Source organism: Streptomyces phaeolivaceus (genome assembly GCF_009184865.1).
Classification (GTDB): domain Bacteria; phylum Actinomycetota; class Actinomycetes; order Streptomycetales; family Streptomycetaceae; genus Streptomyces; species Streptomyces phaeolivaceus.
Genome location: NZ_CP045096.1, coordinates 6,068,907 through 6,085,537, shown reverse-complemented (window position 1 = coordinate 6,085,537; position 16,631 = coordinate 6,068,907). Strand labels below are relative to the sequence as shown.

The 16,631-nt window shown below is 68.3% G+C and carries 15 protein-coding genes; 2 read left to right on the top strand and 13 right to left on the bottom strand.

From position 1 onward, the window contains the following. Positions 1-19 precede the first annotated feature (19 nt). From F9278_RS28315 to F9278_RS28265, 11 genes are all read right to left on the bottom strand, one after another. Entirely contained in the window at positions 20-1,294 is a 1,275-nt protein-coding gene (locus F9278_RS28315) for an activator-dependent family glycosyltransferase (protein WP_152170842.1), read from the bottom strand. Between the two features lie 5 nt (positions 1,295-1,299). Then, positions 1,300-2,601 carry an activator-dependent family glycosyltransferase gene (locus tag F9278_RS28310; RefSeq protein ID WP_152170841.1) on the bottom strand — a complete coding sequence of 434 codons (1,302 nt, stop codon included), beginning with the start codon at positions 2,599-2,601 and terminating at the stop codon, positions 1,300-1,302. A gap of 22 nt (positions 2,602-2,623) precedes the next feature. Further along, the gene (locus F9278_RS28305) at positions 2,624-3,898 is read right to left on the bottom strand and encodes an activator-dependent family glycosyltransferase (protein WP_152170840.1); all 1,275 of its coding nucleotides are present in this window, start codon (positions 3,896-3,898) and stop codon (positions 2,624-2,626) included. A 19-nt stretch (positions 3,899-3,917) separates the two neighbouring features. Further along, on the bottom strand, positions 3,918-5,195 hold the full coding sequence (locus F9278_RS28300) for an activator-dependent family glycosyltransferase (protein ID WP_152170839.1): 1,278 nt from the start codon (positions 5,193-5,195) through the stop codon (positions 3,918-3,920). A 22-nt stretch (positions 5,196-5,217) separates the two neighbouring features. Then, positions 5,218-6,498: an activator-dependent family glycosyltransferase gene (locus F9278_RS28295; RefSeq protein ID WP_152170838.1), complete on the bottom strand. Its 1,281-nt coding sequence runs from the start codon at positions 6,496-6,498 to the stop codon at positions 5,218-5,220. 14 nt (positions 6,499-6,512) lie between these two features. Then, complete coding sequence (locus F9278_RS28290) at positions 6,513-7,523, bottom strand: NAD-dependent epimerase/dehydratase family protein (RefSeq protein WP_226966987.1); 1,011 nt, start codon at positions 7,521-7,523, stop codon at positions 6,513-6,515. 79 nt (positions 7,524-7,602) lie between these two features. Further along, positions 7,603-8,181, bottom strand: a complete 579-nt coding sequence (locus F9278_RS28285; RefSeq protein WP_152170837.1) for a GNAT family N-acetyltransferase — start codon at positions 8,179-8,181, stop codon at positions 7,603-7,605. A 54-nt stretch (positions 8,182-8,235) separates the two neighbouring features. Beyond that, a complete protein-coding gene (locus tag F9278_RS28280) occupies positions 8,236-9,249 on the bottom strand; it encodes an aldo/keto reductase (protein WP_152170836.1) in 1,014 nt (337 codons plus the stop codon). A 98-nt stretch (positions 9,250-9,347) separates the two neighbouring features. After that, positions 9,348-10,898 (bottom strand): PH domain-containing protein, encoded by a 1,551-nt coding sequence (locus F9278_RS28275; RefSeq protein ID WP_193241675.1) that lies wholly within the window; start codon positions 10,896-10,898, stop codon positions 9,348-9,350. Next, positions 10,895-11,419 (bottom strand): PH domain-containing protein, encoded by a 525-nt coding sequence (locus F9278_RS28270; protein WP_152170834.1) that lies wholly within the window; start codon positions 11,417-11,419, stop codon positions 10,895-10,897. The genes F9278_RS28275 and F9278_RS28270 overlap by 4 nt, the downstream gene beginning before the upstream one ends. A 63-nt stretch (positions 11,420-11,482) precedes the next feature. Then, on the bottom strand, positions 11,483-12,118 hold the full coding sequence (locus F9278_RS28265; RefSeq protein WP_193241674.1) for an LmbU family transcriptional regulator: 636 nt from the start codon (positions 12,116-12,118) through the stop codon (positions 11,483-11,485). Positions 12,119-12,674: 556 nt separating this feature from the next. Here F9278_RS28265 and F9278_RS28260 point away from each other — a divergent pair. Continuing rightward, entirely contained in the window at positions 12,675-14,618 is a 1,944-nt protein-coding gene (locus tag F9278_RS28260; RefSeq protein ID WP_226966986.1) for an AfsR/SARP family transcriptional regulator, read from the top strand. On the opposite strand, the gene F9278_RS28255 is transcribed toward F9278_RS28260, so the two are convergent. After that, positions 14,534-14,767 carry a hypothetical protein gene (locus F9278_RS28255; RefSeq protein WP_152170832.1) on the bottom strand — a complete coding sequence of 78 codons (234 nt, stop codon included), beginning with the start codon at positions 14,765-14,767 and terminating at the stop codon, positions 14,534-14,536. The two genes, F9278_RS28260 and F9278_RS28255, sit on opposite strands and share 85 nt — an antisense overlap. A gap of 184 nt (positions 14,768-14,951) precedes the next feature. Here F9278_RS28255 and F9278_RS28250 point away from each other — a divergent pair, with 184 nt between their 5' ends. Further along, entirely contained in the window at positions 14,952-15,650 is a 699-nt protein-coding gene (locus F9278_RS28250; protein ID WP_152170830.1) for a response regulator, read from the top strand. A gap of 46 nt (positions 15,651-15,696) precedes the next feature. On the opposite strand, the gene F9278_RS28245 is transcribed toward F9278_RS28250, so the two are convergent. Then, positions 15,697-16,626: an ornithine carbamoyltransferase gene (locus F9278_RS28245; protein ID WP_152170829.1), complete on the bottom strand. Its 930-nt coding sequence runs from the start codon at positions 16,624-16,626 to the stop codon at positions 15,697-15,699. Between the last annotated feature and the right edge of the window lie 5 nt (positions 16,627-16,631).

Below are 16,631 nucleotides of genomic sequence, written 5' to 3'. Positions count from 1 at the left end.
GCTTCCTTCCGGGCCGAGGTCAGTCGGCGACGCGGTGCCGCAGGGAGAGAGCTTCGAGCCTCGGTACGAGTTCGTTGGGACTGGGCATCGCGTGGATCTCGTCGCGCAACGCGGCCGCCCGGCTCCGGAACTCCGGGTCGTCCAGCAACCGCAGCACGGCCTCCCGCACCACCGCACCGGCCGCCCGGTCGGCCTGGAGCACCAGGGAACCGCCCTGCTCGGCAGCGCGCCGGGCCAGCGTGGGACCGTCGAAGTCCCACGGCATGACGAGCTGGGGCACCGGTTCACGCGCCATGGTGAGGAAGGTGCCGTAGCCACCGTGGTGGATCACCAGGCTGCAGGTCGGTGCCAGCGCGTGCAGGGGAACGTAGGACACCAGGCGGGCGTTGGCGGGCACCCGGACGAGTTTGTCCTGTTCGGACTCCGCGATCGTGGCGACGACCTCGACGTCGAGGTCGGCCAGTGAGTCGAGGATCTCCTGCACGCCGACCTCGTATCCCGCGTCGTGGTCGGTCGCGCTGAGCCCCATGGTGAGCGCGACCCGGGGCCGCTCAGGCCGGGTCCACAGCCACTTCGGCACCACCGCCGGGCCCCCGTAGGGCACAAACCGCATCGGCAGCGTGGGCAGGGCACTCTCCAGCCGCACGGAGGCCGGCATCTGATCCACGGTGAACTGGCCGGTGACCATGTCCTCGGTGAACTCCCCGCCGTACATGCGCGCATAGCCGCCCAGCCACTCCCCCAGCGGATCGGTGCGTTCGCCGGGCGACTGCTGCGCCCGCAGCCGCAGGAAGTTCTCGCGGGTCACCCCGAAGACGTCGAGGCTCCACAGCAGGCGGCCATGCGCCGCGCCGCAGGCCTTGGCAGCGATCGGCCCCGCCATGGCCAGTGGCTCCCACAGCACGAGGTCGGGCTTCCAATGGCGGGCGAAGTCGGCAAGCGCCGCGATCATCGGGAAGCTCGCCGGCTTGTGCCACAGGTGCACGATGTCGGCGTATCCCTTGCTCAGGTACGCCCAGTCGGCGCGGTCCGGGTCGTGCGCGACGTCGTACGGTGTGGGCAGGCCGAACTCCGGCCGGTACGTCCAGCCCGGCATACTGCGGTGGAGCAGCTTCCACAGGTCGTAGTCCCTGCCGACCGGTACGGCGGTCAGGCCGGCCTGGGTGATCACATCGGCGAACCAGGGAGTGCCGGCGACACGCACCTCGTGACCCGCGGTGCGCAGCGCCCAGGCCAGTGGCAGCATCGCCAGGACGTGGGCCTTCTCCGGATTCGCGACGAACAGCACGCGCATGCCCGTCACCCCCTCTCCACGGACGGACGGGCCGAGCGGGCCCGGTGGTCGGCCACCAACTGTTCCAGCGTGGCAACCAGATCGTTGGGTGCGGGTGTGGCGAGCATCTCGGCGCGCAGCTTCTGCGCACCCGCACGGAACTCCGGTTCCGACAGCAGCCGGAGCACACCGTTGCGGATGTCGGCACCGGTCGTCTCCCTGGGGTTCAGCACCAGGGCGGCGCCGATCGCGGCGGCCCCGGCCGCCAGAGCCGGACCGTCGTTGTCCCAGGGCAGGATCAGCTGGGGCACCCCGCGCAGCGCCGTGGTGGCGAGCGTGCCGAACCCGCCGTGGTTGATGACCGCGCTGCACGTTGCGGCGAGCGCGTCCAGCGGCGCGTAGGACACCAGCCGGGTGTTCGTGGGGACGCGGGTGAGCTTGCGCTGCTCGGCCTCGGCGATCGTGGCGACCAGCTCGATGTCCAGGTACGCGAGGGCGTCGAGGAGCTTCTGGAGGCCGACGGCGTACTCACCGCCGTGGTCCATAGCGCTCAGCCCGAGGGTAAGGGCAACGCGTGGCTTGTCGGGCTTCTTCCACAGCCACTTGGGGACGCTCGCGGGCCCACCGTAGGGGACGTAGCGGAGAGGCAGATAGCGTCTTTCGGCCCTGCGCTGGAGGCTGGGCGGGACGACGTCGATGGTGACCTGCCCGGTGATCATGTCTTCGTCGAACTCGTGGCCGTGCGCTCGGGCGTAGCTGCCCAGCCACTCCGCCATGGGGTCGGACCGGTCCACGGGCGGCTGCTCCTCCTTCAGGCGCAGGAAATGGTCCCGGGTCTTCGCGTACATGTCGATGCCGAAGACGAATCGCGCGTGGGCGGCGCCAGTTGCCTTGGCGGCGATGCCGCCGGCGTAGGTGAGGGGCTCCCAGATGATCAGGTCGGGCTGCCACTGCCGGGCCAGCTCCACCAGGTCGGACACGAGCGGAACGTTGCTGACTTTGTGCCAGCGATTGACTCGGCCGGCATAGCCGTCCCTGAGGTACTCCCAGGTGATCTCGTCGGTCGGCCGGTCGGCCGCGTCGTACGGCATGGGCATGCCGCCGGACACGCTCTCGCCCAGCCAGCTGGGGTCTCTTGCGACGATCTGCCACAGGTCCCGGCCGCCGCCCACGGGGATGGCGGTGAGCCCGGCCTGGGTGATCTCGTCGGTGAACTGGGGCTGGCTAGCGAAGCGGACCTCGTGGCCCGCGGTGCGCAGGGCCCAGGCCAGCGGCGCCATGCTCAGAAAGTGCGTCCGCTCCGGGTAGGTGGTGAACAGGACACGCATGGTTTCTGCCTTCCGGCCTGCTTCAGGTGGTGGGGGTGCGGTGGTGGGCGGTGAGTTCTTCGAGTCGGGGGACGAGTTGGTTGGGGGTGGGCAGTGCGTGGATCTCGTCGCGGAGGTCGGCTGCCCGGTGGGTGAAGGCGGGTTCGTGCAGGAGTCGTTGGATGCTGTCGCGGACGGCCTGTCCGGTGGCCCGGCTGGTGTGGAGGTCGAGTCCGGCGCCGTGTTCGGTGAGTTTGCGGGCGAGGATGGGCTGGTCGTAGTGGTAGTGGAGGGAGAGGTGGGGGACGGGGTGGCGTGCGGCGGTGGCGAGGGTGGCGGCTCCGGCGTGGTGGACGATGACGGAGCAGGTGGGGGCGAGAGCGTGCAGGGGGACGTAGGGCACGAGGCGCGCGTTGTCGGGGATGGACCTGAGTTTCGCCTTCTCGTTGTCGGCGATGGTGGCGACGAGTTCGATGTCCAGGTCGGCGAGGGAGTCGAGGACTTCCTGGGTGTTGATGGTGTAGCCGGAGTACAGGTCCGTGGCGCTGAGGCCCATGGTGAGGGCGACCCGGGGCTTTCGGGGTTGTTCCCACAGCCATGGAGGAAGGACCGCGGGGCCTCCGTAGGGGATGTACTGCATGCGTTCGTAGTGCAGTGAGGGTGCTTGGGTCTGGAGGCTGCGGGGGAACTGGTCGATGGTGAAGTGGCCGGTGGCCATGTCCTCGGTGAACTCCCCGCCGTACTTGCGGGCGTAGGCACCGAGCCAGTCGGCGAGTGGATCGCTCTGTTCCCGGGCGGGCTGTTGCTCCTTGAGACGGAGGTAGAGATCGCGCACGCCGCCGAAGACGTCGATGCCGAACAGGAGTCGGGCATGGGCGGCGCCGGATGCCTTGGCGGCGATCGCGCCGGCGTAGGTCAGTGGGTCCCACACCACCAGGTCCGGCCGCCACTGCCGGGCGAACTCGACCAGATCGGCGATGACGGGGAAGTTCTGCATCCGGTGCCGGTCTTCCACAGCCGTGGCCATGCCGGGCGCGAGGTACTCCCAGGTCGCCTTCGCCGGATCGGTGAACGCGTCGTAGGGTGCCTCGATTCCGGCGCGTCCCGCGTCCCCGTTACCGGCGATCCGTGCGGCCCACAGCTTCTCGTGGTCCCGGCCGACGGGTACGGCGGTGAGCCCGGCCTGGGTGATGGTCTTCGCGAACGCCGGCTGGCTGGCGAAGCGGACCTCGTGGCCCGCGGTGCGCAGGGCCCAGGCCAGCGGCACCATGTACTGGAAGATGCTCTTGTGCGGGTTGGCCGCGAAGAGGACGCGCATGGTTCCTTCCCTGCCCGTGTCAGACGGTGGCGGTGCGGTACTTGGCGGTGAGTTCTTCGAGTCGCGGTACGAACTCGTTGGGTGTGGGCAGCGCAAGGAATTGGTCGCGCAGGCCCGTGGCGTTCCGCTTGAACTGCGGTTCGTTCAGGATCCGCAGCAGGCTCTCCCGGACGGCCGCGCCCGTGGCCAGGTCGGCAGGGATGGTGATCACGGAGCCCTGGGCAGCGGCCCGCCGCGCGAGCTCGGGCTCGTCGAAGTCCCAGGGCACGGCGACCTGGGGAATCGGATTGAGCGTCGTCGTGAGGAACGTGCCGGGGCCCGCGTGGTTGATCACCGCGCTGCAGGTCGACAGCAGGGGCTGCAGCGGCACATAGGACACGACCCTCGTGTTGGCGGGGACCCTGGTGAGTTTGTGCTGCTGGGACTCCGCGATGGTGGCGACGATCTCGATGTCGAGGTCCGCCAGCGACTCGAGGATGTCCCCGACATCGGCGATGTAACCGGCGAAGCGGTTGGTCGCGGCGATGCCCAGGGTGAGGGCGACCCGTGGTCGCCGGGGCTGCGTCCACAGCCATGTGGGGACGACGGCGGGCCCTCCGTAGGGGACGTATCTCATGGACTCGTAGTGCATGTCGCCCGCCATCCGGAGGGAGGCCGGGAACTGGTCGATGGTGAAGTGGCCGGTGGCCAGGTCCTCGCTGTACTCGCTCCCGAACTTGCGGGCGTAGCCGCTGAGCCAGTCGGCGAGCGGGTCGGCCTGCTGGTCGGCGGGCTGCTGGGCCTTCAGGCGGAGGAAGCGGCTCCGGGTCAATCCCAGTACGTCGATGCTCCACAACAGTCGGGCGTGGGCGGCGCCGGTGGCCTTGGCGGCGATGCCGCCGGCGTAGGTGAGGGGCTCCCAGATGATTAGGTCGGGCCGCCAGGACCGGGCGAAGGCGACGAGGTCCGCGATCATCGGAAAGTTGTCGATCTTGTGCCAGCGGGCGACAGCCTCTTCGTACCCGGCCCTCATCGACTCCCAGCTGGTCTCCGTCGGATCCTGCTCAGCGGCGTCGTACGGAGCGGGAAGACCCTTGCGCTGCTCCTCGGTCCGCTCCGGATCCAGCTGGGCGAGCCTCCAGATGGCACGCTCGTTCCCCACGGGGATGGCGGTGAGCCCGGCCTGGGTGATCATCTCGGTGGCGGAGGGCTGGCTGGCGATTCGCACCTCGTGGCCCGCGGTGCGCAGGGCCCAGGCCAGCGGCACCATCTGCTGGAAGAGGCTCTTTTCCGGAGTGGTGGTGAACAGGACACGCATGGTTTCTGCCTTCCGGCCTGCTTCAGGTGGTGGGGGTGCGGTGGTGGGCGGTGAGTTCTTCGAGTCGGGGGACGAGTTGGTTGGGGGTGGGCAGTGCGTGGATCTCGTCGCGGAGGTCGGCTGCCCGGTGGGTGAAGGCGGGTTCGTGCAGGAGTCGTTGGATGCTGTCGCGGACGGCCTGTCCGGTGGCCCGGCTGGTGTGGAGGTCGAGTCCGGCGCCGTGTTCGGTGAGTTTGCGGGCGAGGATGGGCTGGTCGTAGTGGTAGTGGAGGGAGAGGTGGGGGACGGGGTGGCGTGCGGCGGTGGCGAGGGTGGCGGCTCCGGCGTGGTGGACGATGACGGAGCAGGTGGGGGCGAGAGCGTGCAGGGGGACGTAGGGCACGAGGCGCGCGTTGTCGGGGATGGACCTGAGTTTCGCCTTCTCGTTTTCGGCGATGGTGGCGACGAGTTCGATGTCCAGGTCGGCGAGGGAGTCGAGGACTTCCTGGGTGTTGATGGTGTAGCCGGAGTACAGGTCCGTGGCGCTGAGGCCCATGGTGAGGGCGACCCGGGGCTTTCGGGGTTGTTCCCACAGCCATGGAGGAAGGACCGCGGGGCCTCCGTAGGGGATGTACTGCATGCGTTCGTAGTGCAGTGAGGGTGCTTGGGTCTGGAGGCTGCGGGGGAACTGGTCGATGGTGAAGTGGCCGGTGGCCATGTCCTCGGTGAACTCCCCGCCGTACTTGCGGGCGTAGGCACCGAGCCAGTCGGCGAGTGGATCGCTCTGTTCCCGGGCGGGCTGTTGCTCCTTGAGACGGAGGTAGAGATCGCGCACGCCGCCGAAGACGTCGATGCCGAACAGGAGTCGGGCATGGGCGGCGCCGGATGCCTTGGCGGCGATCGCGCCGGCGTAGGTCAGTGGGTCCCACACCACCAGGTCCGGCCGCCACTGCCGGGCGAACTCGACCAGATCGGCGATGACGGGGAAGCTGGTGAGGCGGTGCCGACCGCAGACTGCCGTGGCCATGCCGGGCGCGAGGTACTCCCAGGTCGCCTTCGCCGGATCGGTGAACGCGTCGTAGGGAGCCGCGATCCCGGCGCGCTGGGCGGCCAGGGCTTCCGGACGGTGTGCCGTCAGCCGCTGGTGGCTCCGGTCGTCGCCCAAGGAAACCGCGGTGAGCCCTGCCCCCGTGATCATGCCGGTGGCAGTGGGCGGGCCGCCGAACCGCACCTCGTGACCCGCGGTACGCAGCGCCCAGGCCAGCGGCACCATGTACTGCAGGATGGTCTTCGTCTCCGGGTTCGACACGAACAGAACGCGCACGTCTCCGCTCCCCGCTACCGCGAGACCTGTACGGCGACCGTCTCCCGCGCGACGGCGGCGGCGAGTCGGTCGACGCCTTCCCGCACCGGCACAAGTGGCCGCCATCCCGTCGCCTCGCGGAAGGCGGACGACTTGAGGACGAAGTCGAGCCGGTCGGTCGGCATCGAGTACTCCGCGGGCGGCGTCGACACCACAGGCACGGGCGGGCGGCCCGTGCGGGCCGCGACGGCCTCGGCGATCATCGCGAACAGGTCGGCGACGCTGGTCTGTTCGCCCGTGCCTATCTCCCAGTGGTGGCCCGCGACCGCGTCGATGGAGTCGAGGGCGGCGGTGAAAGCACGGGCTGTGTCGTCGACGCTGAGCAGATCGCGCTTGGCCGTTCCCTCGTGCCACATCGTCAGCGGCTGGCCAGCCACGGCGCGCCGCGTCATCGTCGCGACGACACCGCGGTCCAGGTCGGGGGCGTCCGTACCCAGGCTGTAGAGGGTTGCGAGGCGCAGGGTGCTGCCGCGTACCACCTCTTCGGCCGTGGCGGCCGCGATCGCCTGCTCGGCGGCCAGCTTCTGCCGGTCGTACGCGGTCGGCGGCTGGTCCGCCGCGCCGACGGTCCCGTCCGAGGGCACCCGGGCGGCCTGGGATATGGAGCCGGCGAACAGCAGGGCCGGTGGCCGGGCGCGGCGTTGGGCGCGGATCGCCTCGATGACGTCGTGCACGAGTCCCAGGTTGACCCGCTCCGCCAGCGTGTCGCCCGCCGCGACCCGCCAGGTGCCGGGGCCCGCGGTGTGCGCCACCAGGTGGATCACCGCGTCGGCGTCGGCCACCGCGTCGGCGACGGCGCCGGGCTCGGCGAGGTCGGTCGTGCGTACCTCGACGGACGCAGCCGGGTGTGCGGGAACAGCGGTGGGACGGCGCCCGACCAGTCGCAGGCGCATGGGCCGTGCCGCCAGCTCCCGGCTGACGGCAGTGCCCAGCAGGCCGGACGCTCCGAGCACGGTGATCAGCGGTCGCGTTCCCTGACCTGTCACTGGTTCTCCTTATGTTGGGGGGCGTTTGGTAATTCGATTCCGTCCCGGACCGGGGCCAGGGCGAGCGGGGCGGGAACGGTCAGGAACTCCCGGCCGGCCGGGCCGGTGCCGCGCGCCAGCTCTCGCCCGGTCCGAGGACGTCATCGAGGTCGGCGTCCACGAACTTCTCCCACTCCGACCGCTCGATCTCGAATCCGTACAGATCCCAGTGACGGCCGCGGAAGTACAGGAAATCCCGGAGAATTCCCTTTGCCTTACTGTTCTGCGGGTTGAGGCCGACGGATCCGAAAGTAGCCTCCGTGGTCTGGGCGAGCACCTTGTCGATATCGAACATCGCGAACGCGTAATTGATCGACAGGTAAATGGCCTCGGAGCCCACGCCCAGCCGGGCCCGCTCGGGATCCAGGTAGACGCCGGCCCGTATGTGCCCGGCAGGATCGAGTCCGTGAAGTGTACCGAATCCCAGTATGTCACCGCTGCTTCGATGCGTGACAAGAAATGCGGCATTGCGCTGATTCGGGGTGCCCGTCGGCGGGCGGACCGAGGGCCGGATGCTCTCGATTCCGGTCCGCAGAATGGCGCGCTGGAACTCCGTCTGGTCGGTGTTGGATGCGGGACTGAAGCGAAGCCGGCGCGAGATGGTGTGCGGAAACAGCACGGTGGATCGTCCAATCAGTGTCGCGGTGCGTGGGTGAGACGGTGCCGCAACGTCCTATGCGGGACCGCTCGAGACGGAGCGGGTGGCATCGTCGTGCGCGCTGTCGGCCCGGACGCCGTCCCAGTGCATCTCGCCCATCGCGTTCGGCAGACTGTCCAGGTCCCGCAGGTCCTCGTCGGAGAGCCGCAGACAGGCTGCCGCCACGTTCTCCTCGAGCCAGTGGAGGTGGCGGGTGCCCGGGATGGGCACGACCCCCGGCCCCTGTGCCAACGCCCAGGCGATGGCCACCTGGGACGGCGTGGCGCCGCTGTGCCGGGCGCAGACGGCACGCAGCCCTTCGACAATGGCCTCGTTGCTGCGCATGGCCTCCTCGGCGAAGCGCGGGTCCCTCATGCGGGAGTCGCCGCTCTGCAGGCTCTTGTGGGCCAGCCTGCCGGACAGGTAGCCGCGGCCGATCGGGGCGAAGGCGAGGAAGCCAACCTTGTTGCTCCGGCACCACGGCAGGATGTCCCGCCGGTTCTGCGGTGCCCAGACCGACAGCTCGTACTGCACCGTCGTGAGCGGGAAGACGGCGTGGATTTCCTTGAGTTCCTCCAGGGTGGCGTGCGATATGCCCAGGCCACGGACCTTGCCTTCGGTGACCAGTTCACCGAGGGCGCCCCAGGTCTCCGCGAGGGGAACTTCCGGATCGACGCGATGCAGCTGGTACAGGTCGATGACATCGGTCCGCAGCCGCCGCAGCGATCCCTCACACGCCTGCCGCAGGTACTCGGGACGGCCGTTGCGGCTGAACTTGCTGTCCGGCCGGACCACCAGCCCGCACTTCGTCGCGATTTTCACTTCGTGTCGGCGGCGTCCGAGTGCGCGGCCGAGCAGCTCTTCATTGACGTAGGGGCCATAGACGTCAGCCGTGTCAAAAAGAGTGACGCCGAGTTCGACGGCGCGCCGAATGACACGTATGGATTCATCGTTGTCCCGCTGTTCCGGCCCGTATCCATGAGACATGGAACTGCAGCCAAGGCCGAGCACGCTCACGGAAAACCCGTCGGCCAGTTCGGTCTCCCACATCTGCCTTTACTCCCAGTTGATTCGCGTCGGAGGCTCGAGGGCACGTCGAAACTGCCGGTGCACGTCGTTTCCGGCAGGAGGTGAAGTGTGCGACATCGTCACCCCGTCGGCTCGAGAAATTCACCGATCAGCTCGGGGGTGGCTTCATTGGCGAACGTCATAAACTGGTCCGCACTGAGATCGGGAGCATCGTAGAACCGCTCGCCCGCCGCCGTCGACACTCCCACGGTAAACAGACCCAGCCATTTCTGGACCAGGGACTGACGGACTTTCAGCCCCAGAACTGCCTCACGCCGCAGAGCCGTGGTCCGCAGACGTGACAGACCGCAGCGCATGACGATGTACCCCTTGACGACTGTGTGACCCAGCGCGCGGTACGCGATCACGGCCAGGACGGCCATCGCGGGGAACGCCCACAGGGGAACCACCCACAGCCCTCTGGGAACTGCGCCGGTCGCCCCGAGCCACTCCAGCAGACCGGCGAGAACGACCGCTGTGCACACCGCCCGTATGAGCCGGCGGTACAGCGCGGCACGCGGATGCGCCCTGAGCGGCGCCTCCAGCGGCCTCGCCCCGTCGGGCAGGACCCGGGCCGCCACGCGGCGGGCCTCGCCTACGGGACAGCGCGGCAGAATGCTGCTGGCGACCTCACCGCTGAGCGACCAGCTGGCGAGCCCGGTGGAGATCACAGTCGTCTCGGTGAGCCCCGCCCAGCGCCAGAACAGCGGCTGGCTGAGGTTGATCCCGCGCAGGCGACCGTCGTCGCGGTGGATCTCCCGGGTCGACAGCAGGCCCTGCCGGGTCACCAGCGAAGTCCCGTCGTCCCTGATCGTACGGATCAGCCGGAAATCCCAGTTGTCCTTGACGAATCCACTGGACAGGGCCACCAGGCCGAGCAGGAAGACCACGCCGGCCCACAGGGCCGAGGACCATACTGGGTCCGGTGCCAGGCGGTCGATGGCACGGTCGAGCGTGCCGATGAGGTCGACGTCGATCAGGTTGAGCATCGAATCCAAGCTCCACAACAGGAAGCCACCGACGAGCAAACCCCAAATGTTGACGACGTTGTAGAAGATCCACGACCAGCGAAGCCGCGCGATGACGGTTTCCCGGGCCTTCAGCGCATCCGACTCCTTCTCCGCCTCGCCTGCCGGCGAGTTGCGCATCAACTCTCGGCGCAGCTCCTCCGCCATCGTCTTGGTGACGGCATCGAGCCTGAGCGAGGGCCGGGACCTGCCCGAGCTGACGAAGACGACGCGCAGCCCCGCCAGCCGGTGTCGCAGTCTGGCCTTGACGTCGACGGCGCGGATCCGATCCCTGGGAATCTGCCGGTAGACGCGCTGGATCCGGCCTGTGCGAATCTCGACGAGCTCCTCGGTGATGCGGTAGCGGGTCCTGAGCCAGCGCACGATGTCGGCGATGCTGAGGAACACGCCCACCGTGGTCGCGATCACGGCCGGCCACAGGTCGAGGAGGCGGGTGCCCCCGCCGAAGAACAGGATCGACAGCCCGGTCGGCAGCAGAGAGAGCAGGAGCCTGACCGCGTTGACTAAGATCAGCCGGCCGTGCAGGCGCTGCCAGGGGGTGTTGTCCTCGGGCGGCCGTTGCAGAGACCCCTTCTCCAGGTGCCCGGGCTCGGTGGTTGTCACGTCGCGTCCCCCGGCGTGGCCTGAGTGATCTCGACGAGGTCTGCGGCGGCCTGCGCGGCGATCTCGGCGTCGAGACCGACGATCTTTATCTGACCCTCCGGCGATGCGGTGATCACCCGGAGGGTGGCCAGCCGGAACGCTTGCTGGAGCGGGCCCCGCACGACGTCGACGCTCTGGATGCGGGAGATCGGGACGATCCGCCACTCCCGCTCCAGCCAGCCCTTGAGTTCGTAGACCGCGAGATCGGTGCATTCCCATCGGTGGACGTGGTAGCGCCATGTCGGCATGACCGCCGCGGTCACGGCGTGGACGATCGTGAGGCCGACGAACACCGGCCCGACCCAGGTGCGGGACGCCTCCCACAGCCAGTACGTGATGGCGAGCCCACCGAGCACTGTGACCATGGACAGCAGAACCCGCGCGGTCCACCACCAGACCGCCCGCTTCTCGACCCGGTTGCGCGGTGGGCGGAGGCGAATGTTCTTTCCGATGGAGGGTGCTGCTGTATTCACTGTAGACATGCCGTCATGGTGCATCAAATTGACTAGCGGCACGGAGAATCAGTTCGCTTTGCAATCCGCTCGTCAGGGTGCGTCGAGCGCAGATGTCGCGGCTTTGTCGAGGGCAATTCTGATCCATTCCAGAAGGTCTTTGTCGGAACGCTGGGCCGCCTCTTGCCAGCGTCTTCTCTGGCTGTCATCCGGGGTCATCCTGAGGTGCACGACCCGTTCCCCGGACGTGATTTCGCGGCTGGCCCGGACCTGGCGGCGCAGCTCGTTCCGTGACCAGCCGTGTTCCACCGCCCTGGACAGCCAGGGGTCCCGCTCCTCCTCCGGAAGGCCGGCCACCTCGGCGTGGTGCTGGAAGCTGAGCGCGGCCCGGCGCCGAGAGGGGGCGAACCGCCGGGCCACCCAGGCGTAGTTGCGCAGCGTCTGATAGTCGAGCGAGGTCTGTGCGATCGCGTGCTTGTAGCGGTCGGGGTACTCCGCCTGCCCGTAGAGGAGCCAGTCGCCGAGCCACCACGCCGACGAGTTGGAGATGGCACAGATCTGCTGTCCCAGGTTCCGCCATGCCTCTATGGGTAACCCGCGCGAAATGCTCAGCGTGGTCCGCCTCGTCACCGCGTGGCCGCGTTCGGCGGCCGATGCGCCGGGTCGTCCGGACGCCCGCGTCGAGGTCGATACGGCCGCTTTCCTCTGACTGTGAGCCTGATCAAGCATTGCTTGCCGCCTTACCAAGTGACTTTTCGCTTCGAGGCCGGAGGCTGTCACGCGCAACTTGATGCAACCTACAAGGAATCCAAACAGGCAGGTGAAGAGCGTGGTGCCGGGGTGACCGGTGAGCCCTGCGCTGCCCCCTCCGTCCCTGTCCCGCTGGCGGGACAGGGACGGAGGGGGACGGGCACCGGCTCGGGCCGACGTACTACTGAGCACGAGGTGGCCGAGGACGGGTCGGCTGCAAGCTCGGACACCCCGCACGACGACACCAGTTGGCTGCCTGCCGAAATGACTTCAGAGTCAAGCCGTGAACGGGGCTATTCAAGACGGGCTCAACGCCGTGGAACTAGGCGCAGAAAGGCCATTTCGGTCAGGCTCGGCAGTTGCCAAGGCGGGCCATAGCGGACCTGCTAGGATCCTGAAAATCCTGTGTCACTGGATTCACGTCGCTGTCACGTGTCACACACAAGGGTCAGGACTGATGGCGCAGGCACACATCGTGTGTCACACCCTTTAAGTCCGAATAGGGTAAGTGTAGTGCCGAAACGGGGGCTTCAAATTGGCGCAATCCTCATTATCCACCATACTTCTCGGCCGCATCCGCGCTTGTCGTGACGGGCAGGAAATCCACCTCGGCCCCTCAATGCAGCGAACCGTCTTCGCCGTGCTCGCGGCGCATGGAAATCGCGTGGTGAGCCGGGACGAATTGGTCAGCTCCGTCTGGGGAACCGGTGCCCCGGCGACGGTCATGAACAGTGTCTACACCTACGTCGCACGGCTCAGGAACAGCCTGGAGCCGACTCGGTCGCGGCGCGGCCAGTCCGATGTGCTCATCTCGGACAGCCTGGGATACATGCTGCGCATACCGCCCGACAGTGTGGACAGCCAACGGTTCGAATCCGCGCTCTCCACCGCGCGGAAGCTACGCGCGAAGAACGACATACCGGGCGCGGTCGCCGAACTCGAAGGGGGGCTGACCTTATGGAGCGGCATACCCTATGAGGGGGCAGTCGGTCCCTTTGTCGAGGGGGAACGGCTTAGGCTGGACGAACTGCGACTGGTGGCGGTCGAGGAGTGTGTCGAAATGCTCCTCGGACTCCGCAATCCGGAGAGCATGCTGGGGGAGTTGGCTGAACTCGTCCGCCGCTACCCGCTGCGCGAGCGCCTGCGATACCTGCTGATGCGCAGTTATGCGGACCTCGGGCACCGTGCCGAGGCCATCATGGAATACCACTCCCTGCGCGCCATGCTCGCCGAAGCGCAAGGCATCGAGCCCGGCGAGCGGCTGCGTCGGCTCTACGAGGGCATCCTCTCCAGCGACCGGCCGCGCGTACGGCCCGCCAGGACGGAAGCGGTCTCGGTCGCGGCGAGTGGCGGGGTACGGGCCGCAACGGTGCGGCAACTCGCCCGCGATGTACCGGACTTCACTGGGCGAACGGCGGAACTGGATTGCCTGACCGAGCTCGTGGAGAGGTCCGGGGAAGCGGGAGAGTCTGGACTCCTGCTGGTCACCGGCGGCCCGGGCGTCGGCAAGACCGCACTCGCCATGCGCCTCGCGCATGCGCTCTCTCCTCGTTTCCCGGACGGTCAGTTGCACGTCGACCTCCGGGGTTTCTCCGGCGAGGCGGGACCCAGATCGTCGGCTGATGCGCTGCGGAACCTTGCCGCGGCAATGGGGCAGTCCATGCCCATGAGCACGAGTCTCGACACACAGGCCGCGTTCCGGAGTCTGGTCGCGGGCCAGCGGCTGCTTCTGGTCCTGGACAATGCGGCATCCGCCGAGCAGGTCAGGCCGATGCTGCCCGGCACGTCGTCCTGTCTGGTGATCGTCACGAGCCGGAACGGACTGGCCGGGCTGATCGCGCGGGACGGGGGACGGCGCATCGTACTGGACGGGATGCCCCACGAGGACGCCGTACGGCTGTTCGGCAGGATGGTCGGTGAGTCGTTCGTCGCACGGAACCGCGAGGCGGTGAACCGGCTCATCACCGCGTGCGACGGTCTTCCGCTGGCCATGCGCATCGCCGCGACGCGGATCAACGTCGCCATCAGCCCTGACCACGTCATGGCGCAGTTGGGCAGCGGCGATCCGACCGATGTGCTGCGGGTGCCGGGAGACGAGGCCTCCTCGCTGGACTCCGTGTTCGGCTGGTCCTATGCCGGGCTGCCGGCCGGTGTGGCGCACGTCTTCCGGGCGCTCGGTCGGCACGACGAGCCGGAGATGGGCCTGGCCACGGTGGCGAGGCTGAGCGGAGAGAGGCCGAGGGACTGTCGGCAAGCGATGGACACGCTGATCGACGCGAATCTCGTGCGGGAAGTGGCGCCCGACTGCTACCGGTTGAACCCTCTCATCCACTCCTATGCGCGGCGGCTCACAAGAACGTACGACAGGGCGTCTCATCAAGCAGGCCAGATCGATCAGTTCGAGGCCGGTATCCGGCCCGCCGCGACCACGATGATCGCGCCAAGCACCGACAATGACAGGTTGGAGATGACTTCGTAGCCATCGAGGAAGGAGACGTGCGGGATGACGTAGCGGTTGAAGGCGTTGAGGACCAGGCTCAAGATCGGCTGGTTGGCCAGATGATCAACCGTACCGCTGATGCCCCCGATGACCAGGTAGATACCGAGGAGCTGGAACATCTTCTGCATGATTCGACGCTAAGCCCACGGGCCCTCGCCGCGGATCGGACGACAGTATGCTCCTCTGCCGACCAACGTAGCCCCGACGGGCCGTCGCGGCCGACCAAAGTATCTGTCACCGCCTACTTCGGTATCGGGGCCCGGTTCACGTCTGTCGCCTGCCGCCCCATCCTTTACCCACCCGGAGACACCCATGCCCCCTGGCTCTTCCGACCCCCTCACCGCATCCGGGAACTCCGTGGTGGATGTGCTGATCGTCGACGACGACCCGCTGGTCCGCGCCGGATTGACGATGATGCTGGGCGGTGCGCCGACCATCCGGATCGTGGCCGTGGCCGGAGACGGGGCCGAAGCACTGGAGCTGGTTCGGAGCCGCCGGCCGGACGTGGTGCTGATGGACATTCGGATGCCGGGCCTGGACGGGCTGGCGGCGACGGAGGCCCTGCGTGCGGATCCCGGTGCGCCCGAGGTCATCGTGCTGACCACGTTCGACGCCGAGGAACACGTCCTGCGGGCCCTGCGCGCCGGAGCGGCGGGTTTCTTACTCAAGGACACCCCGCCGGCGGAGATCGTGGCCGCCATCAAACTCGTGGCGGAGGGCCGCCCGGTACTGTCGCCCACGGTCATGCGGCGGTTGATCGGCCGTGTCGTCGGGTCGGACACCGACGAACGGCGCACCAGGGCCGGCACCCAGCTGGCACTGCTGAACGACCGGGAGCGCGCGGTGGCCCTTGCCGTGGGGCAGGGCAAGTCCAACGCGGAGATCGGCGCCACGCTGTACCTCGGCGTCCCCACGGTCAAGACATATGTCTCCAACGTCCTCACCAAGCTGGGCCTGAACAACCGCGTCCAGATCGCACTGCTGGTTCACGACGCGGGTGTCCTCGAGTGACGTAGGTGTCCCCGGATGGTCCGGATGCCACCTGCGCCGGAAGCCCTCACCGCACCATGCACCACTCCAGAACCGCCATGGCGCTGTGGAGCTTGTTCCGCGCCTGCTCGAAGGCGATGCTCGCCGGTCCGTCCAACACCCCGGCCGTGACCTCCTCGCCACGGTGCGCCGGAAGGTCGTGCAGGAACCGCGCACCCGAGCACCTCTCCATCACCTCCTCGTTCACCTGGAACGGTGCGAAGACCCGCCGCCAGTCGGGGTCGGGCTTGGAGGTGCCGGTGGTCTGCCAGCGCGTCGTATAGACCACGTCGGCGTTCCGCGGCAGGTCCGCCATGTCGTGCCGCTCGACGACGGTGCTGCCTGAGCGCCTGGCCAGGTGTTTCGCCTGGGCGAGCGTCTCGTCCGGGACGCCGTACCCCGGCGGGGTGCGCAACTCCAGCGTCGTGTCCGCGAACCGGGCGAGGCCCAGGGCGAGCGCCGCCGCGGTGTTGTTCCCCTCGCCCACGTACAGGACCCTCAGACCCTTGATCCCGCCGAAGAGCGCGGCCAACGTCGTGAGGTCGGCGAGGGCCTGGGTGGGGTGCTCGTCGGCGCTCATGGCGTTCACGACGGGCATGCCCGGGGCGGCGAACGCTCGTATCTCCCGCGGGTCGCCCGCTATGCGGATCACCATGCCGTCCAACATCCCCGCCAGAACCCGGGCGGTGTCCTCCACCGTTTCGCCGGTGTTGAGCTGGAGATCGCCGGGCCCGTACGCGATGACCTCGGCGCCGAGACGCAGTGCGCCCACGGTGAACGCCGTACGAGTGCGGGTGGAGGTCTTGCTGAAGTACACCCCGAGGACCTTCCCTGCCAGCAAGGTGTCGGGGCGGTCGGTCGCGGCGGCGAATTCCGTGCCACGTCGCACGATCCAGTCGATGTCGGCGTTGCTCAAGTCCCGTAGCGAAATCAGGTGGCGGGGCTCGTTCCGGTTCAACTCTC